Genomic DNA, 20,131 nt, shown 5'->3' on the forward strand with positions numbered 1-20,131 from the left:
TTAAAATATATTAGGATAAATAAAAGTAGATTATGAATATTAGGAGACTGGTTATGAAAACAACGATTAAGCAAGCTAAACAATACCTTAACCAAGAAGTAACAATAGGCGCATGGTTAACAAATAAACGTTCAAGTGGGAAGATTGCTTTCTTACAATTAAGAGACGGCACTGGTTTTATGCAAGGTGTTGTAGTAAAAGCGGATGTTTCAGAAGATATATTCAAACTGGCTAAAGAGGTTACACAAGAATCTTCTTTATATGTTACAGGTACGATTACAGAAGATACACGCTCTGATTTGGGTTATGAAATGCAAGTGAAATCAATAGAAGTCATTGCAGAAGCACATGATTACCCAATTACACCGAAAAATCACGGTACTGAATTTTTAATGGACCATCGTCATTTATGGCTACGCTCTAAAAAGCAACATGCTGTTATGAAAATCAGAAACGAAATCATTCGTGCGACATATGAATTCTTCAATGATAATGGTTTCACAAAAATCGACCCACCAATTTTAACTGCAAGCGCACCAGAAGGAACAAGCGAATTGTTCCATACGAAATACTTTGATCAAGATGCATTTTTATCACAAAGTGGTCAATTATATATGGAAGCAGCAGCTATGGCACATGGTCGTGTATTCTCATTCGGTCCAACATTCAGAGCCGAAAAGTCTAAAACACGACGCCATTTAATTGAATTTTGGATGATTGAACCAGAGATGGCGTTTTGTGATCATATACAAAGTTTAGAAGTGCAAGAGCAATATGTTACACATGTCGTGAAATCTGTATTAAACAACTGTAAATTAGAATTAAATGCATTAGAAAGAGATACTTCAAAGCTTGAAAAGGTAACTACACCATTCCCACGTATCACATATGATGATGCTGTTGTTTTCTTAAAAGAACAAGGCTTTGATGATATTGAATGGGGCGAAGACTTTGGTGCACCTCATGAAACAGCTATTGCAAATCACTATGATTTACCAGTATTTATTACAAATTATCCGACTAAGATAAAGCCATTTTATATGCAGCCAAATCCTGACAATGAAGATACAGTATTATGTGCTGATTTAATTGCACCTGAGGGTTATGGTGAAATTATCGGTGGTTCTGAACGTATTAATGATTTAGCCTTATTAGAACAACGTATCAACGAATACGAATTAGACCCTGAAAGTTATAGTTACTACCTAGATTTACGTCGTTACGGTAGTGTACCTCATAGTGGTTTTGGATTAGGATTAGAAAGAACAGTTGCATGGTTATCAGGCGTTGAACATGTCCGTGAAACTTCGCCGTTCCCACGTTTATTAAATCGTTTATATCCATAAATAATGTGTTATTAATTTTCATTTTGCGTCCAGTCTCAAATTTTTGACTGGGCGCTTTTATAACAATTCTGGTTGATTGGAGTGATATATATGAACATTGAACAATTAAAATCAAGACCTGTTATAATACGAAAGGAATTATTAGACCATTATTCTGACATGGGGTTAAACGAGACTGAGCTAATTATTCTAATTAAACTTTTGCATAGTGCAGAAATTTCAAATAAACAACCGTCAATTGAAACTTTACAACAAGGTAGCACATTAGACTCAAGGGAAATTACTGCTATCATTCAACGTTTAATCCAATATGATTTACTAGAATTAAACGTTAGTAAAGATGAAGAAGGTAAATTTACCGAGTATATGAATCTTGATAAATTTTATACAAGGTTAAGTGAAATTATTGATTCAATAGAGGAAGAAGAGATAGCTGAAGATAATACTTTAGCATTTGAAAATGTCTTTAAAAATATAGAACAAACCTTTGGTAGGGCTTTGTCACCTTATGAAATAGAAACAATTAATCAATGGTTAGATGTTGACCATCATGAACTGTCGGTCATTCAAGCAGCATTAGACGAGGCCACAAGTCAAAATAAACTCAGCTTTAAATACATTGACCGTATCCTACTTAATTGGAAGAAAAACAATGTTAAAACCATTGAAGATTCTAAAAAAATAAGCCGTCAATTTAATCAACCTCAAATGAAACATACAGTACAAAAAGTACCTAAGTTTGACTGGCTAAATGGGGAGAATCCAGATGATCAGCAATAAAAAAGCACTAGAAATGGTAGATGTCATAGCAAACATGTTTCCAAATGCAGAATGCGAATTGGTTCATGACAATCCATTTGAACTTACAATCGCAGTCTTATTATCTGCTCAGACTACAGATATTTCTGTTAATAAATTAACTAAAAATTTATTTCAAAAATATAAGACACCAGAAGATTATTTAAATGTAGAACTAACAGAATTAGAAAATGATATAAAAACAATAGGCTTATATAGAAATAAAGCTAAAAACATTCAAAAGTTATGTCAATCACTGCTCGTTAAATTTGATGGTAAAATTCCTGAAACACACCAAGAACTAGAAAGTCTTGCCGGCGTCGGCAGAAAAACCGCAAATGTTGTAATGAGTGTTGCATTTGGAGAACCTTCATTAGCTGTAGATACACATGTTGAAAGGGTTTCTAAGCGTTTAGGGATTTGTCGCTGGAAAGATAATGTACGTCAAGTAGAAGATAAACTGTGCAAAGTTGTACCTCGTGAGCGTTGGAATAAAACGCATCACCAACTTATATTTTTCGGACGTTACCATTGCTTAGCTAGAAGTCCAAAATGTGATATTTGTCCATTATTTGAAGAATGCAGAGAAGGACAGAAACGATTTAAAGCAAGTTTGAAAGAAGCGTGATATTTATGATAGTAAAAGAGGATTTTATTGAACTGGAAAAGCAATTAGATATGTTTGCCAAAAATAAGCAATTAAAGAAACCTGAGGCCATTACTGCATTAGATAGCTATTTCGATTTACTTGTTGCGTATTTCAAACAAATTAATCAAATTGATCAAATTGAACTAAACCAATTGTCTTCGTATCCAGTTGTACCTATGAACTTTGAAGAGCGCTATACTTACATGATAGAGCGTAAGCATCATTTCATGGGTTATAGACAAATGAAAACACTAAAAACCGAACTTATTAAAATGAACGCCGCATATCAACTTAAGCTTAAAAGGGAACAGCAATAACAAAAATGACAGTGTTTTTAATGGCTATTACTTATAGGCGCTTAATTTTGACTATTAATATTACTTTTACAAATGAACCATATGCTAATCATATGGTTTTTTTCTACAAGAAAAAACCCCCGATTTCCTAAAATAGGAACTCGGGGGTTAAATTCATCTTATGATGATTTTCTAATATCAAATATTGCGTTCAAGTTGAATAGCTTAGTCAATGCATTACCACTAGAAGAATTGCTTCCAGAGCTTTGACTTGATTGAGAACTACTTGTTGAACCACTATTTGAAGTACTGCTATCAGAACTACTGCTTGATTCACTGCTACTAGAGCTTGATGAAGAACTACTACCTTGACCATTTGGTTTTTGGCTCGTTGTGTTATCATCTGGGTGTCCAGCTACAGATAAATCATCTTTATCACTGCCATTAACTGAATCTGGTTTAGTAAAGTCCTTACCATCTTTAGGCGAGATATCAGACATAACATCTTCTAATAGATATTGTGGGTATTCTTGTTCATCGTGACCGACGAATGAATTTACGCCACCTTGTTTAACTGATTTGAAGCCCATCCATACAGACATACTGTATTTAGGCGTGAAACCGTTAATCCAAACATCTTTCGCAGCATCATCTGGTAAGCCGTATTGTTGATAAGTTTGTTCACCATACGTACCTGTACCAGTTTTAGCGGCTAAGTTAACACCTGATACTCCATGACCATAAGCAGAACCATATGCTTCGAATGTACCTTTTAATACTTCCGCTAACATATACGCTGTATAGTCTTTCATCGCTTTATGACTCGTGTGTTCATATTTAATTGTTTCACCGTCTTGCTTAACGACTTTCTTAATAGAGTGTGCATTGTTATATTCTCCACCGTTAGCAACTGCAGCATATGCTGAAGCTAATTGAGTAGGTGAGAATTCTGATGCTGATCCACCTAATACTTCAGAAGGTCCGATATCACTTTGATAATCAAGTCCTACTTTTTTAGCAAATTTCTTAGGTGCATCATTGCCGGCATTTTCTTTAGTAGATTGCCAAGCTTTAAGTGCTGGAATGTTGAAACTTTCACGTAATGCATCATAAAGTTTCACTGTACCATGACTCTTTGTATCATAGTTTTTAAACGTTACACCATCGACTTGATATGAAGATTCATCTTGGATAGCGTGATTTGTTGCCCATTGCATATTTTCTATTGCAGGACCATATGCTAAGAATGGTTTCAGTGATGAACCAGTAGGGTGAGCATCTGTTGCTTGGTTACGATCTTGGATATCTCGATAATTTCTACCGCCAGAAATCGCAACTAAACCACCAGTTTCACTGTCAACAATTGAAGAACCAACTTGTTGGTCTTCGTTCTTATAATAACTACCATTATCTACACGGTCTTGTAAAGTTTGTTGAACGTTTTTATCCATGTTTGTATAAATCTTAATACCACTATTTAAAACAGATGCTAAATCTTTGTCTTTAAATTCTTTGTTGTTCATTAATTCTGATTTAACAAACGTTAAGTAAGAATCATATTCTTTGTTTGAATCATTTTCACTTACTTGTCGTTCTTTATTTGTTCGTTTTACTAAGTTATCTTGAAGAGAAGTTTTTTGTGCTTCTTCTTTTTGCTTCTTAGTAATTCTATGGTGGTATTCCATTAGATAAAGTACTGTATCTTTACGTGATTCCGCTTGTTTAGGATTGTCATAGATATTATAAGTGTTTGGCACCTGAGGTAGACCTGCTAAGTATGCTTCTTCTGCTAAATTTAAATCTTTCAAGTCTTTGTTGAAGTAATATTTAGCAGCAGCTTTCACACCGTAGACACCATCTGAATAATAAATCTTATTCAAGTACATTTGGAATATTTCATCTTTACTGTACTCTTGTTCTAAACGATATGATAAGTATGCCTCTTGAGCTTTACGAGCAATAGATTTTTGGTCAGTTAAGAATGAACGCTTAACAACTTGTTGTGTTAAAGTCGAAGCACCTTGTGATCCAAATCCACCTGTAAAGTTCTTCGCAACAGCACCAAATAGACGTTTATAGTCTAGTGCACCATGATCATAGAATCGATTATCCTCTGTAGCTAAAACAGCTTCTTTCATTTTGGTTGGTACTTTGTCTAAATCGACATGTTCTCTACGTTGACCATTGTCCAACGTTTTTACGAGATCACCATTTTTATCGTAAATTTTTGCTGGTATCGGATCTTGTAATTTAGATTCCGTAAATGCTGGTGCTTTCCAAGCATAATACGCAAATAGTAAAATACCGATTAATGCTAAAACGATAAAGGCAATGATAAGAAAGCCGAATATCTTAATAATCGTTCTCTTAATATTCCTATTCTTTTTTTGTTCGGACTCTCCATTACTATTGGATTGGGAAGTCCTTTTCTTCTCCGTCATACGCGGTCCTCACTTTCATCTAATATCAACTTATCAACTGCTTTGATGTAATTCAATCGTGGTTGATACTGATAAGGAATATAGTAACCATTTTTTCTAATTTCTTCAACCGTAATTGACTTTTTCACCTCACTCATATGTCTTTCCCAAAAATATTTGAATTTAACATAGGGAAGCAAATAAACTTCATCTAATGTTTTGAAGCGGATTAATAAAAAAACGATTCCATTTTGCTTATAACATGCATCCATATGTACAACTTGATGCTCATGCATATTATTTAAAGGAAACGACGTTTTATTTTTAGTTTCTTTTGCTTCAAAATCTAGATAACGGCCATTGTAAATGCCATTATAGTCAGTGGTTGAAGGTGTTCGGAAATAAGCTTCATTGATTACGGCTTTACTTCTCATGGGGTAGTGAACATTTACTATTTGTACGGGGGTAGGCTTTTTATGTATAACAGCCATGCCATGGTTTAAATAATAAGTGTTCGACAGTTCGATATCCTTTTCCAAGGACATACCTCTGCCACCATAGTCTATATTACTTGATTTGTTAGAAAAAGCGCGTCCGACTTGAGGCTTATTTCTATTAAATGGCTTTCCATTAGGATAATTCATTTTTTTCACCACTCTAATTTGGTTATGAAAAACCTTTTCCATTATAACTGACTTTGCTTTATTTTTCCAAACTATACTATAAGAAAGGATGTAAATTTAATTACAAAAATACATCATATATATTTTAACGTGCTTCTTTTAAATATACAATATTAGAAAATAGAGATTAATTTTAAGTATTTAAACTTTGACATCGCTTTAGAAATGACGCATCACGGCATTTGTGGTAAATTTGTTGTGTAGGAGGAAACCTCATGCAACAATTAATTACTCAGCTTTTAAATGAAGTGCAATACATGCAAGATAAATATGAGTTAGTAAAAGAAAGTAATACGGATTATGATTTTTATACAGAGGTCATACCATTCACAGAGAAAATTGATAAATCACTTTCTAAATTGCGTTCATTTGAGACTCAAATTCTATCATTACAATATATGAATAAAAGAAAGTTCGACCTACTTATTTCAAATATCGAGGCATTGTCTGTCGAGTGTCATTTTAAACGTACAAGTAGGAAACTTTTCACTGAAAAAATTAAAGCAGTACAATATGATTTAGCTTATATACTGAGAAATGAGTGGAAATATGATTAAGACCATTTATGTAACAGGATATAAATCTTATGAATTGAATATATTCAAAGACGATGCGCCAGAAATCAATTATTTAAAGCAATTTATCAAACATAAATTAATTCAGTTGATTGAAGAAGGATTAGAGTGGGTATTAATACAAGGACAGATGGGTATAGAATTATGGACAGCAGAGGTAGTACTTGAATTAAAAACTACATTCCCGGAGTTAAAACTTGGTATTATAACTCCATTTTATGGGCATAGCGATAGATGGAACGAGCAAAATCAATTAAAGTATAATACAATCCAGCAACAAGCTGATTATGTAGATAGTGTGTTTCATTCATCATATGAAGGGCCTCATCAATTTAAACAAACAGATCGATTTATGCTAGATCATACCGATTTGACGCTGTTAATTTATGATGAGGAACAAGAAGCAAGCCCAAAATTCTTTAAGCAGATGTTAGTTGATTTTATGGAAGAAACAAACTATACTTGTGACATTGTTACGTTCGATGAATTAACTGAATTTATCAACGATTTACAGTGGTCTCAAGAACAAAGTTTTGAATGAGGTGGAAAAATAATGTCAGATGTTTCATTAAAATTATCAGCAAAAGATATTTATGAAAAGGATTTTGAAAAAACTATGACTCGTGGTTATAGAAGAGAAGAAGTAGATGCCTTCTTAGACGATATCATAGCAGATTATCAAAAAATGGCAGACTTAGATAGTGAAGTCGTTAAACTTTCAGAAGAAAATAATAAACTTAAAAAAGAACTTGAAGAGTTGAGATTACGTGTAGCAACATCGAGACCACAAGAAAATAAAAATTTCTCTTCAAACAATAGTAATGCAAGTAAGAGTGCCAACAATAGCGGTAATAATGTAGATATTTTAAAACGTATTTCTAATTTAGAAAAAGCTGTGTTTGGTAAATAAGGCAAAGCATAATTGTTAGAAATATATGCCCAAAGGTGGATAAGGTACTATCTACATAAAGACAAGTTTTAAATAAATTTAAAACTTGTCTTATTTTCATTTGTTTCAAAAGTTAAATAATGATATACTTTTAAAGATGGTGTTTCGGGTAATCGCTATAGCAATATAGAGGAAAGTCCATGCTCACACAATCTGAGATGATTGTAGTGTTCGTGCTTGACGAAACAATAAGTCAAGGCATTAAATTGACGGCAACGAAATAGCCTAAGTCTTCAAAGATATGGCTAGAATAGTTTGAAAGTGCCACAGTGACGTAGCTTTTATAGAAATATAAAGGGTGGAACGCGGTAAACCCCTCGAGTGAGCAATCCAAATTAGGTAGGAGCACTTTTTTAGCGGAATTCAACGTATAATTAAGGCATACCTTTTAAATTAAAGGTATGTAGACAGATGGTTACCACCTGCGTACAAGTGTTACTAGTACACGTTGGCAGTACAAAGGTACAAAACATGGCTTATAGAAATATCATCACTAGACCCAAGCTCTCCCATTTCGGAGAGCTTTTTTCATTGTTAAATGTAAAACTATCCATATTAATATTAGATATTTACAAAGTTCATAAACTTACAGCATATCTATTTAAATAAAGTTTTGATAAAATACTTACATAATCATAAAAGCGAAGGAGACAAACTATGTACCAATTATTAGCCGTATGTCCAATGGGATTGGAAGCAGTTGTTGCAAAAGAAATACAAGAACTCGGTTACGACACAACTGTAGAAAATGGCAGAATATATTTCGAAGGTGATGAAACTGCAATTGTTAAATGTAACCTATGGTTAAGAACTGCAGATAGAATCAAAATTGTAGTTGGTCAATTTAAAGCGACTACATTCGACGAACTATTTGAAAAAACAAAATCTTTACCATGGGAAGCCATTATTGAGCAAAATGGTAATTTCCCAGTGCAAGGCCGTAGTGTTAAGTCAACACTTTATAGTGTGCCAGATTGTCAAGCTATAGTTAAAAAAGCAATTGTAGAACGCTTAAAGCGAGCTTACGAGGAAAGAGGTTGGTTAAATGAAACAGGTGCAAAATATCCAGTTGAAGTTGCTATCCTTAAAGACGAAGCTTTATTAACGATTGATACTTCAGGTTCAGGTTTAAATAAACGTGGTTACCGTTTAGCACAAGGTGAAGCACCAATTAAAGAAACATTAGCTGCAAGCTTAATCCGTTTAGCAAACTGGACTGGTGATACACCATTAATCGATCCTTTCTGTGGTTCAGGTACAATTGCAATTGAAGCAAGTCTAATTGCTCAGAATATCGCTCCAGGATTCAACAGAGATTTTGTTTCTGAAACCTGGGATATCATGCCAGATAATTTATTTAACGAAATGCGAGACGAAGCAGATCAACAAGCAAATTATGATAGAGAAATTGAAATTTATGCTTCAGATATTGATCCTGAAATGATTGAAATCGCAAAACGTAATGCTGAAGAAGTTGGTCTTGCTGACATTATCAATTTCAGCGTAAAAGATGTTAATACATTAACGATTGATACAAATGAACCTGTTGCGTTAATTGGTAACCCACCATATGGTGAACGTATCGGTGATCGTGATGAGGTTGAAAAAATGTATCGTTATATCGGTAAATTGTTACATCAACATGCACGTTTATCTGCGTATGTACTTACTAGTAATTCTGAATTTGAGCACTTAACTAATAGAAAAGCTACAAAACGTAGAAAGTTATTTAATGGTTATATCGAATGTACTTATTATCAATATTGGGGCCAACGCTAAATATAGAACAAACGTTCGATAACCGAAAAATGAGCACTTCATATTATAAAACACTTTAAAGGAGGTGCACGATTTGAATAGTGAATTTAAAAAAGGAGTCATTTTTGCATTCGGTGCCTATATCTTATGGGGAATATTGCCAATATATTGGGAATTAATTCAAAATATAGGTGCTTTTGAAATACTAGCCTTTAGAATCATCTTTTCAATGATATTTATGGTTTTTATCGTAATCATCAGTAACAAGACAGGGCCATTTATCAAAGACGTGCAACAATTAATAAAACAACCCATTCAACTGATCGCAATTATTGCTGCCGGATATGTCATAACTATCAATTGGGGTACATTTATCTGGGCAGTGACCAATGGACATGTACTACAATCTAGTTTAGGTTATTATATCAATCCTTTAGTCAGCATATTATTAGCTCTAATCTTTTTAAAAGAACGGTTTAATAAAGCTGAATGGTTGGCCATTGCATTAGCGGTCATAGGCGTATTATATATGACATTAAAAATGGGTGTTTTTCCTGGTATTTCATTATTACTAGCAGGTTCATTTGGCATCTATGGCTTGATTAAAAAACTCGTTCCACTTGATGCGATAAGTAGTATCACTATTGAATGTATTGTAACTGCGCCTGCAGGACTGATATATATTTGGTATGTTTGGCAACAAGGAGACTTGACTTTCGGTTACAATGTATCTTCATTCTGGTTACTATTATCTGGTGCAGTCACTGCAGTGCCACTCATTCTATTTTCAGCAGGAGCTAGACGTATTCCATTATCATTAACTGGATTTATACAATATATTGGACCCACGATCATGTTTGTACTCGGCGTCTTTTTATTTAAAGAACCGTTCAATATTGATCAACTCATCACTTTCATTTTTATATGGATTGGCATTATCGTATATAGCATCTCACAATATTTCAAAATCAAAAAAGATAAAAATCCAATTATAAATTAACTTCATTTATGATTTATTAAATCTCTAATCACACTGACACCATATATTTTATGTTGCGGTATTGTGTTAGAGATTTTTTTATTTTATAGTCAAATTCATCAATTAGTGCAATAATAATCTATAATATAAAGATTTTTTTAAATTCTTATAATGTTTAAGTAAACATTGAGTTTATTGTTAGAATAAACGGGATAACTGTAGTATTGTGAGACATAAGCGAGGCAAAGTTAAATTAAACGTTAACCGAGATACAGCCTAAAACAAAGTATAAAAGTATACATCTATATATTAATTAATAACGATTTATAGGAGTGATTACATGACAAGAGTATTAATATTAGGTGCAAATGGTGCAGTTTCTAAAGCAGCTATTAATTCATTTTTAGAAAATACATCATATACCTTACGATTATTTTTAAGAGATGCTAACAGATTACCTGATTTTGCATCAGACCGTATTAGAGTTAGGGAAGGTGACGCGACAAACCTAGATGATGTGAGTCGTGCATTAGAAGATGTAGATATCGTATTCGCAAGTTTATCAGGAGAATTAGATAAAGAAGCGGAAACCATTGTAAAGGCAATGGAAGATAAAGAAGTCAAACGTTTGATATTTGTCACTGCGCTTGGTATTTATGATGAAGTGCCAGGAGAATTTGGTCAATGGATTAAAACACAAATTGGTAACCAATTGAGTACCTACAGAAAGGCAGCAGAAATCATTGAAGCTTCTAATTTGGATTATACGATATTCCGACCTGCATGGTTAACTGAAAAAAATGAGATTGATTATGAAATCTCAACAAGGGCAGAACCATTTAAAGGTACAGAAGTGTCTAGAAAAAGTGTTGCTGCAGTTGCCGTTAATATCGCCAAAAATCCTGAACTATATTTTAAAGAAAACATTGGAATAAGCAAACCAAATACTGATAATCAAATCCCTAACATTTAGGATTCAACAATTAAGCTATATGTCTATTAGGGTAATCCAAATAATGTTATTTTATAAACCATCCGCTTCAAGGGTGGTTTTTTTTGATGCATTAGCACAATTTAACTCAGTAGCACCAATACACACTTAACAATGTAGAATTTAGAATACTTTCATCTTTGATTTTAGTCAGGTATTTTAATTAACTTACTTTTGACAATTGTTATTTTGTTATACAATAAGAATAATTACATATATGTAACAAAGGGGATAATATGATGTCTAACACTGAGCAACTAGATATTTTATATAAATTAAAAAAAGAAGTTGAAAAATCAAACAATGCACGACTCGTACATATCATTAATCAAGTAATTAAAAAAGTATACTTAGAACAATATACTGCTACTTTTGTTGGCCATTTCTCAGCAGGCAAGTCAACGTTAATTAATTTATTGTTTGAAGAAAATATATTACCGAGTTCACCTGTACCAACTACAAGTAATACCGCGATTGTTACTGTTACAGATGAAAATGGTATTATTGCCAATTTAAGTAATAAACAATATACGCAATTAGATAATTATGATGAAGTAAAGCAAATGAACCGTGAAAATTTCGATGTAGAATCTGTAGAGATAAAATATAATTCTCCTAAATTCAATAATGGATTTACCTTGCAAGATACACCAGGTGTTGATTCTAATGTCGCAACTCATCAATCAAGTACAGAAGAATTTATGTATACCAGCAATGTATTATTTTATACAGTAGACTATAATCACGTTCAATCCGCATTAAACTTCCAATTTATGAAACGACTAAACCAAGCCAATGTACCAGTTGTTTTTGTAATTAATCAAATTGATAAACATAACGAAGATGAAATATCATTTGATACCTTTAAATCTCGCGTAGAAAATTCCATTGCTGAATGGGAAATTAATTTGGATCGTATCTTCTATGTTTCAAAGTTCGAACACGAACACAATGAAATTGAAGCTTTATCAAGTTATCTTGTAGAAAAGGATAATCATAGAGAAACAATCAATGACTATGTGGAACGTATCGTCAAATTTATTACCGATGAGCAATTATCATATATACAATATGAAATAAATGATTTATTAGATAAATTGGATATTTATGAAGCGGATTTCGACCATGCTTATTTGAAATTTCAACAACATCGTGAGGTAAGCGAAGAAGCAAAGTTATTAAATAATCCCGATCGTTTATTTAATTATTTAGAACAAAAACGTAAAGATATATTAGAAAATGCTTATGTCATGACACACGACACACGTGAAACAATTCGACACTATTTAGAAAGTCGTACTAAGGATTTTAAAGTTGGAGGTATCTTCAACCGAAAAAATAAAACACTTGCCGAACAGAATGAAAGGCTCAATCTTGTGGTGCAACAACTACAAGAAAAAGTGAATCAAGAAATTCGTCAACCGCTTCGAAGCGATATGTCATTCTTAACTAGATTTATTAACTCTGCCGAAATTAATAATGATATTTTAAATCAACATTATGAAATCAAACCTGAACTGATTACTGATTTATATCAACAGCAAATTAGTATTAGCAATCAATATGTACTAACATTTTCAGATGATTTAATGAAAGCAATTAAAAAGTATATAGTGAATGCTTCAAATCCATTATTTAAAAAGGCTATCCAACATTCTAAAGCGAATGATATAGGCATTGAAGAGGAAGATGATTATAACGATTACCAACGCTTTATGGACTTCAGAAATCTTAGAGAGTCATTGCAAACTGAAAATTATATGCACTATTACATCCATATCGACGATTCACTTGATAAACTGATCGATCGTACAGAAATAGATTATAGTCCTAAACATAACCAAGAAACGACTAAAACAACGTTAACACAACATCAAAATAGTGAGATAGTCACAAATGATTATACTGAACAAATCCAAAAAGGGTTAAATTTAATTAATGATATTCCATTATTTGAACAAACAAAGAAAGATATTAATGAGACATTAAGACGCCTTGATAATAAAATAATAAAAATAGGTGTATTCGGAACGTTTAGTGCAGGTAAAAGTAGTTTGATTAACGCTTTACTTGGTGATCAATATTTAGTCAGTTCACCAAATCCAACTACTGCGGCAATGACTGAATTGTCATATGGTACTGAAAGTCAGATAACATTAAAGGAACCCGAACAGCTACTCAACGAATTAAATCAAGTATTTGAAATAGAAAATAAATCTTTCGAGAGTATTACGGCATTTTTATCACAAAATATTTCAAAATTAACAGCTCATCTTGAAAAAAATAAATTAGCCTTTGTAAAAGCAGTTGAAAAACACTATACAATGTATCAAGATATGATTGATTCAGGCTTAGTTCACACGGTTGAACCTGAAGATATTAAAAAATGGAGTGCTGAAGATGAATATGCCACATTCGTTAATACTGTCCATCTTAAATTGCCTTTAGAATGGCTTAAAGATAAGATTATCGTCGATTCATTAGGTTTACATTCTAATAATCAACGACACACGAATGAAACTGAAAAAATACTTACATCATCTGATTTAATATTATATGTCAGCTATTTCAACCATTCCTTTACTGATAATGACAAACGTTTCATTGAACATATGAAAGACATGAATCAATTAAATGAAAACCAAGCATTTAAAATGATTATTAACGCAACTGATTTAGCAGAATCTGAAGAAGATTTGAATGCTGTAATTGAATATGTTGGCGATGCATTAGAACAAGTGAATATGAAATCGGATATATTTGCCGTTTCAAGCCGTGCAGCACTAAAATCAGGAGATACAGGAATTGATAAATTACGTGATAGCATTGTCCATTTTGCTCAGGTAGAATCAAAAGGCATATTACAAAAACAAATGCTTGGTCAACTTGAACATATTTCAAACGCCTTCGACGATATGATTGAAGAATCCAAACATAATCAATCACAAATCGCTCAACGTAAAAAGAAATTAACTCAATATGATCAAACTCAAATCATTTCACAATCTTTACTACAACCAGCAGAACAACGAACTGCTAATGAGGTAGAGGACCAAATTTATCACTTGAGTGAACGTTTAAAAATTCAATTGCTTGATGAAGTCAAATCAGTTTATAATGGTCAAATGACTAAAAACAGTGATTTTTCAGCAGAAAAACGTATTTCAACAAAAACCTATTTAGATCAGATACATCAACGTTTATATTTAGAACAATCATTGCTAGTCGAAAGAATCAAAAAGTATTTTGTAGAACAATTATTAATGGAAATCGCACCATTAAAGCAGAAACTTGAACAAATCCACGTGTTTTTTGAACCAGACTTTAAAGATATTGATGAATCATTAAACGAACCATTACTTAAAATTGATTTAGATTCATTAGTTAAGGCATTACCAAAGTCACTGACGAAAAAGAATATTCTACAGCCGAAAACACAAAGCGAAATTCAAGAACAGATCAATACTACTACTATGGAATTCCTAAGTTCTGGTATTGCTGATTTAAGAAAAGCATTAAACGACATCGTTAGTTCACTACAATCACAAGTTGATCAACATTGTTATGCGATAGAAGCAGATTTACATCAGCAAATTAAATCGTTACTTGCTTTCGATTTAGATAATCAATTAATTCAGCAACTTGAAGAGACAAATAAAACATTACGAGAAATATTGAAAGTATAGAAAGGATTTATTTAATGACAAACAAAATATTACTCATTGATGGAATGGCGCTTTTATTCCGTCACTTTTATGCGACAAGTTTACACAATCAATTTATGCGTACTTCAACAGGTATGCCTACAAATGGTGTTCAAGGTTTTGTTAGACACGTGTTTACAGCGATTAACGAAATTGATCCATCTCATGTAGCAGTGTGTTGGGATATGGGGAAGGCAACGTTTCGAAATGAAATGTACGATGGATATAAACAAAATAGACCTGCGCCACCTGAAGAACTTATTCCACAATTTGATTTTGTTAAAGAAGTATCAAACCAATTTGGTTTTGTAAATATAGGTGTCCAAAATTATGAAGCCGACGATGTAATCGGTACATTAGCACAAGCATATTCTGACGAACATCAAATTTATGTAATTACAGGCGATAGAGATATTTTACAGTGTATTAATCCTAACGTTGAAATATGGTTAACTAAAAAGGGCTTTAATATATATAATCGATACACACTAGATCGCTTCCAATCAGAATATGGTTTAGATCCAAAGCAATTGATCGATGTTAAAGCCTTTATGGGTGATACAGCAGATGGTTATCCTGGAGTTAAAGGAATCGGAGAAAAGACTGCCATTAAACTTATACAAAATCATGGTTCAGTAGAGTCCGTTATCCATGCATTAGATGAACTGACTCCTGGCCAACGTAAAAAAATAGAAACTGATATGGATAATTTAAAACTTTCAAAATCCCTTGCAGAAATTCATACTCAGGTACCTTTAAATGCTTCAAGCTTATTAAATGATATGAAATTTGCAACAGATATCACTAAAATTTTAAACATTTGTAATGAACACGAATTGTTCGTTTCAAGAAAATATTTAACAACTCACTTTAATTAACAATAAAATTAAAACACGTATCGTTCAGGTTTTTAATCTTTACGATACGTGTTTTATTATGTTTATCAATATTGTAAATTAATGATTACTTCTTATTACCTTTAGTAAGTTTATACAAGGCATTTTGCGCATGATGGTTTGCTTCCTTATTTTGCGCTCTTGGTATCCATTTGACAAATAATAAATCAAATTCATGTTCCATTTTAAGCACTTGTTTCAAATAAGGTTTAAATTTTTCATTTTTTACTTGTCCCTTATTTAAAGTATCTTCTATTAATTTAGAATCTGTATAAACCAAAGCAGTCTTTATATCTATTGCTTGCGCTTGTTCTAATGCAAATACTAATCCTGCCCATTCTGCAGTATGGTTATCCATTAACCCTAAATCAATGGTATAGTGATATCTTTGTTCTTCAGTAATGATGACCACAGCGCCTACACTTTGCCCTGGATTACCGGCTGTAGCTGCATCGAAAAATATTTTTGCCATAACTTCACCTACAAATTATATTTATTCTATCTTACCAAACGCTATGTTGTTATACTATATTTTTGAAACAAATTACTTGTTAATATACAACATGTTTCGTATTATAAATTACAAATAATAAACTTTACTAAAACACTCGGGATTAAGGAGAGGTTGTTTATGAAACAACTATTTATAATTCACGGCTACCAAGCAAGCACAAATAGTCATTGGTTCCAATGGTTAGCAGACAAAATGGCAAAGTATGGCTATAAGACACAAATCGTCTATTTACCTAATAGTAAAAATCCAGATTTTAAACAATGGGAACAAGCATTAAAAGATAATTTAGATAATAAACTTAATAGTCAAACTATAATTGTTGCTCATAGTCTAGGTGTTATTACTACCTTGAATTATTTATCAAAGCTAAATCAAATGCCAAAAATAAAAGGATTATTTTTAGTTTCAGGATTTATTCAGACATTAAATAATATTCCAGAACTTGATAACTATATTCAACAATGTAAAGTGACGCCTGAAAATATACAAGCAAGCCATATTTATTCTATAGCTGCAAATCAAGATCCAGTTGTAAATATAAAATCATCTGAACAATTATCAAATGCATTCAACATCGATACTTATACAATTCAACATAACGGACACTTTTTAGGAAATGAAGGTTACGAAACATTTAGTGAATTATATGATTTGATATCTAAAACGCTGTGAAATGTCTAAATACTAATAAAGTGGTTAGGTTATATTAGAACTTCTTTATAAATGACTATGAAGCTTCAATTGATAAGTGACTAGTTGGTATAGAAAGGTCTGCTCATATAATAAACTTAAGCATGTATATTATATTTTCAAAATTTTGGGCAGATTCATACGGGATTAGCACTTACTGAAGACTACATGCTGAAGTGGGGACCGTGGAAACCATGCCCAAATCATTTAAAATTTTTTACAAATAAAAAAGTGAACCTAAAGTCATTTTAGGCTCACTCAAAAATATACATTTCACTTATTAATTCAAAACTTAGATTCAAAACATATTTAATATCCTTCATCTAATTTTTGTATCTTACCTTTACGATACATAGATTTCGCCCAGTATCCAAAAGGAACATTAAAAATCGTTGAAATTACCTTTAATAAATACGTCGTAATAAAGATTTCAAAGACAGCACCATTCGGCATTGAACCGATAAATGCAATCGCTACAAATAATGCAGTATCAATAATATTACTAATAATTGTACTACCATATGCCCTTACAATAAACGTTTTATCCGAACTAAAAACTTTTTTAATCATTGAAAAAATAAATACATCTAAATGTTGACCAATAATATAAGCAATGACTGATCCAAGTGCAATACGTGGCACGACATTAAAGATTGTAGCTAGTGCATGTTGAGACGTATCAATAGTAGACGGAATAAAATGAAGCGACATTTGCATCACAATAATCATCACTAAAGTAGAACTAAACCCAATCCATACAGCACGTTTTGCTACTTTCCGACCATAAATATCATTTAAAATATCCGTGGCCAAATAAATAGAAGCAAACATTACATTACCTAAAGTTGCTGAAATTGAAAATAAGTCAACTGTTTTAAGCACTTGAATATTAGCAATAATTGTACCAATTGCAATCCATGCAATTAAGCCTTGTTTGCCAAACATTCTATACATAAACACTAATAATAAAAACGTTACAACAAAGGTGAAAACACCAAATAATTCATTAAACAATTTAAAATCCTCCTAAATTTTGATGATGCGGGTGTTTAGAAACCGCTATTAAACAACTGATTTATTTTACCAAAATATTATAAAATTGCAACCCCCTGAAAATAATAAAAATATCTAATTTTTTCAACTTTAGCGAATACAGTTTTTATATTAAACAATTGTAGTTACAAATGATATAATACGAACAAGTGACCTATACTTAATAAAGATAATTACACATAACATATATCTTTGTTAATTTTCAAAAATAGGAGCGTGACAAATATTTTAACTTATTCAGAAAAAGAAGCGATTGATGCAATCGATTACCTCATGAACACTTATTGTAATCAATGCTTATTAAAGAGTCATAAGAGAAAAACAGAAGGTAAAACACAAGCACATCATTTTTGTATAAATGAATGTTCGATAGGCAAACAAATTAAACAATTAGGAAACGAATTACAATAAGGAGGCAGTTATATTGGATATCAAAGGAATTGAACAAACACCAAGCCCTAATACAATTAAGGTTGTTTTAAATGAAGCTAGAGAAGGTAATCAATCAAATACTTATAATGCTGTGAAAGAAGATCAACCAGCATTTATTAACGCACTATTAGCAATTGAAGAGGTTACTTCAATTTTTTATGTCATGGATTTCTTAGCTATTAATAAAAGTGACGAATCTGACTGGGATACGATTATTCCTAAAATCACAGAAACTATAGAAGAAGCGTAAAAAGGAGGTACCTTTATGGAAATAGTTCGCGTAGAACCTACACCAAGTCCTAATACCATGAAAATTGTGTTAAATGAAAAAAGGCAAGATAATAAATCTAATACGTATACTTCTATACAGGATGGACAACCTCATTTCATCAATGACATTTTAGCAATTGAAGGTGTCAAATCTATCTTCCATGTCATGGACTTTTTAGCTGTAGACAAGAAGCCAAAATTTGATTGGGAAGAAGTGTTACCTCAAGTTACAGCAACACTGAAAGAAGATGAAGCAGCAACTGCAAACGAAGCTGTTCCTGACGAACATTTCGGTGAAGTGAAAACAGAAGTATTAAAATTTAAAGGCATACCATATCAAATTAAGTTGACGACCAATACAGAAGAAAAAAGAAAGCAACTACCTGAAATCTTTGTTGACAGTATGTTAGCTGCTCAAAAAGATGAAGATAACATTGTCTTTTTAAGAAAATGGGAAGACTTAGGTGTCAGATATGGCGAATTAGATGAGGTTATGACAGAGGTTTTTGAAGAAATTACTGCAGTTTACCCAGAATCGACCTTAAAACAACTAGTCGAGGAAGCACTAGCAACAGATGTGGTTATACCAGAAAAGTCATATCAGCATGTGACATTAGAAACTTATCAATCTGCAAAAGATTGGAAAGATAAGTTAAGAATGTTAAAATCATTTCCTACACCAACGAAAACAGATTTCCCATTATTAGGGGAAGCATTAAATGAGACTAAAATTCCATTGCGTCGTGAAGCAGTAGTACTTCTTGGTATGATTGAGGATGAAGCAGTATTACCTTATTTATATAAAGGATTAAATGATAAGAGTCCAGCTGTAAGACGTACTGCGGGTGATTGCCTTAGTGATTTAGGATTTAAAAAGGCCTTGCCAGAAATGGAAAATGCACTTGATGATCCTCAAAAAATTGTCCGTTGGCGTGCTGCAATGTTTATATTTGACGAAGGAAATCAGGAGCAATTACCTGCTTTGAAGGCACATGCAAATGATCCAGCTTATGAGGTTAAATTACAAATAGAAATGGCAATATCTCGTATTGAAAATGGAGACGAAGCACTGGGTTCAGTGTGGAAACAAATCGCTAATCGAAATAAAAACAGTTAATTATAGGAGTT

General features: G+C 32.3%; 20 protein-coding genes and 1 other RNA gene. 17 read left to right on the forward strand and 4 right to left on the reverse strand.

The window, feature by feature from the left end; genetic code table 11:
• Positions 1-53 precede the first annotated feature (53 nt).
• The 4 genes from asnS (at position 54) to JN168_RS06995 (ending at position 3,110) form a co-directional block, all read left to right on the forward strand.
• A complete protein-coding gene (asnS, locus tag JN168_RS06980) occupies positions 54-1,346 on the forward strand; it encodes an asparagine--tRNA ligase (RefSeq protein WP_042738660.1) in 1,293 nt (430 codons plus the stop codon).
• 90 nt (positions 1,347-1,436) lie between these two features.
• A complete protein-coding gene (locus tag JN168_RS06985) occupies positions 1,437-2,126 on the forward strand; it encodes a DnaD domain-containing protein (protein WP_042738661.1) in 690 nt (229 codons plus the stop codon).
• Positions 2,113-2,772, forward strand: a complete 660-nt coding sequence (gene nth, locus JN168_RS06990; RefSeq protein ID WP_042738662.1) for an endonuclease III — start codon at positions 2,113-2,115, stop codon at positions 2,770-2,772. Before JN168_RS06985 ends, nth begins: the two co-directional genes overlap by 14 nt.
• Positions 2,773-2,777: 5 nt before the next feature.
• Entirely contained in the window at positions 2,778-3,110 is a 333-nt protein-coding gene (locus JN168_RS06995; RefSeq protein ID WP_107513031.1) for a YpoC family protein, read from the forward strand.
• 158 nt (positions 3,111-3,268) lie between these two features.
• Here JN168_RS06995 and JN168_RS07000 read toward each other — a convergent pair whose 3' ends face one another.
• Positions 3,269-5,530, reverse strand: a complete 2,262-nt coding sequence (locus JN168_RS07000; protein WP_107513030.1) for a transglycosylase domain-containing protein — start codon at positions 5,528-5,530, stop codon at positions 3,269-3,271.
• Positions 5,527-6,153 (reverse strand): Holliday junction resolvase RecU, encoded by a 627-nt coding sequence (gene recU, locus JN168_RS07005; RefSeq protein ID WP_042738665.1) that lies wholly within the window; start codon positions 6,151-6,153, stop codon positions 5,527-5,529. The genes JN168_RS07000 and recU overlap by 4 nt, the downstream gene beginning before the upstream one ends.
• Positions 6,154-6,407: 254 nt before the next feature.
• Here recU and JN168_RS07010 point away from each other — a divergent pair, with 254 nt between their 5' ends.
• The 9 genes from JN168_RS07010 (at position 6,408) to JN168_RS07050 (ending at position 16,026) form a co-directional block, all read left to right on the forward strand.
• Positions 6,408-6,749 carry a DUF1798 family protein gene (locus tag JN168_RS07010; RefSeq protein ID WP_042738666.1) on the forward strand — a complete coding sequence of 114 codons (342 nt, stop codon included), beginning with the start codon at positions 6,408-6,410 and terminating at the stop codon, positions 6,747-6,749.
• Positions 6,742-7,308, forward strand: coding sequence for an SLOG family protein (locus tag JN168_RS07015; protein ID WP_042738667.1), 567 nt, complete (start codon positions 6,742-6,744; stop codon positions 7,306-7,308). Before JN168_RS07010 ends, JN168_RS07015 begins: the two co-directional genes overlap by 8 nt.
• 12 nt (positions 7,309-7,320) lie before the next feature.
• A complete protein-coding gene (gpsB, locus tag JN168_RS07020; RefSeq protein ID WP_042738668.1) occupies positions 7,321-7,677 on the forward strand; it encodes a cell division regulator GpsB in 357 nt (118 codons plus the stop codon).
• Positions 7,678-7,817: 140 nt separating this feature from the next.
• Positions 7,818-8,200, forward strand: an RNA gene (gene rnpB, locus JN168_RS07025) — RNase P RNA component class B.
• Between the two features lie 173 nt (positions 8,201-8,373).
• Positions 8,374-9,495 carry a THUMP domain-containing class I SAM-dependent RNA methyltransferase gene (locus tag JN168_RS07030; RefSeq protein ID WP_229367214.1) on the forward strand — a complete coding sequence of 374 codons (1,122 nt, stop codon included), beginning with the start codon at positions 8,374-8,376 and terminating at the stop codon, positions 9,493-9,495.
• A gap of 73 nt (positions 9,496-9,568) precedes the next feature.
• A complete protein-coding gene (gene rarD / locus JN168_RS07035) occupies positions 9,569-10,474 on the forward strand; it encodes an EamA family transporter RarD (RefSeq protein ID WP_107589678.1) in 906 nt (301 codons plus the stop codon).
• A gap of 319 nt (positions 10,475-10,793) precedes the next feature.
• Positions 10,794-11,426 carry an SDR family oxidoreductase gene (locus tag JN168_RS07040; protein WP_279525715.1) on the forward strand — a complete coding sequence of 211 codons (633 nt, stop codon included), beginning with the start codon at positions 10,794-10,796 and terminating at the stop codon, positions 11,424-11,426.
• 257 nt (positions 11,427-11,683) lie between these two features.
• Positions 11,684-15,130: a dynamin family protein gene (locus JN168_RS07045; protein ID WP_279525716.1), complete on the forward strand. Its 3,447-nt coding sequence runs from the start codon at positions 11,684-11,686 to the stop codon at positions 15,128-15,130.
• A gap of 14 nt (positions 15,131-15,144) precedes the next feature.
• A complete protein-coding gene (locus JN168_RS07050) occupies positions 15,145-16,026 on the forward strand; it encodes a 5'-3' exonuclease (protein ID WP_042738673.1) in 882 nt (293 codons plus the stop codon).
• 85 nt (positions 16,027-16,111) lie between these two features.
• Here JN168_RS07050 and JN168_RS07055 read toward each other — a convergent pair whose 3' ends face one another.
• The gene (locus JN168_RS07055; RefSeq protein WP_107512874.1) at positions 16,112-16,516 is read right to left on the reverse strand and encodes a ribonuclease HI family protein; all 405 of its coding nucleotides are present in this window, start codon (positions 16,514-16,516) and stop codon (positions 16,112-16,114) included.
• A 159-nt stretch (positions 16,517-16,675) separates the two neighbouring features.
• Between JN168_RS07055 and JN168_RS07060 the strand changes: the two genes are divergently transcribed.
• Entirely contained in the window at positions 16,676-17,230 is a 555-nt protein-coding gene (locus JN168_RS07060) for an RBBP9/YdeN family alpha/beta hydrolase (RefSeq protein ID WP_107580375.1), read from the forward strand.
• A gap of 327 nt (positions 17,231-17,557) precedes the next feature.
• Here JN168_RS07060 and JN168_RS07065 read toward each other — a convergent pair whose 3' ends face one another.
• Positions 17,558-18,262: a queuosine precursor transporter gene (locus JN168_RS07065; protein ID WP_107527930.1), complete on the reverse strand. Its 705-nt coding sequence runs from the start codon at positions 18,260-18,262 to the stop codon at positions 17,558-17,560.
• Positions 18,263-18,517: 255 nt separating this feature from the next.
• On the opposite strand from JN168_RS07065, the gene JN168_RS07070 reads away from it, so the two are divergent.
• Genes JN168_RS07070 through JN168_RS07080 form a run of 3 tightly spaced genes read left to right on the forward strand, consistent with a single transcriptional unit; the run spans position 18,518 to position 20,120 of the window.
• Positions 18,518-18,712 carry a zinc-finger domain-containing protein gene (locus JN168_RS07070; RefSeq protein WP_042738677.1) on the forward strand — a complete coding sequence of 65 codons (195 nt, stop codon included), beginning with the start codon at positions 18,518-18,520 and terminating at the stop codon, positions 18,710-18,712.
• A 13-nt stretch (positions 18,713-18,725) separates the two neighbouring features.
• On the forward strand, positions 18,726-18,983 hold the full coding sequence (locus tag JN168_RS07075; RefSeq protein WP_279525717.1) for a NifU N-terminal domain-containing protein: 258 nt from the start codon (positions 18,726-18,728) through the stop codon (positions 18,981-18,983).
• A 15-nt stretch (positions 18,984-18,998) separates the two neighbouring features.
• Positions 18,999-20,120 carry a conserved virulence factor C family protein gene (locus tag JN168_RS07080; RefSeq protein WP_279525718.1) on the forward strand — a complete coding sequence of 374 codons (1,122 nt, stop codon included), beginning with the start codon at positions 18,999-19,001 and terminating at the stop codon, positions 20,118-20,120.
• The last annotated feature ends 11 nt before the right edge of the window (positions 20,121-20,131 follow it).

Source organism: Staphylococcus gallinarum (assembly GCF_029774255.1).
GTDB classification, from domain to species: domain Bacteria; phylum Bacillota; class Bacilli; order Staphylococcales; family Staphylococcaceae; genus Staphylococcus; species Staphylococcus gallinarum.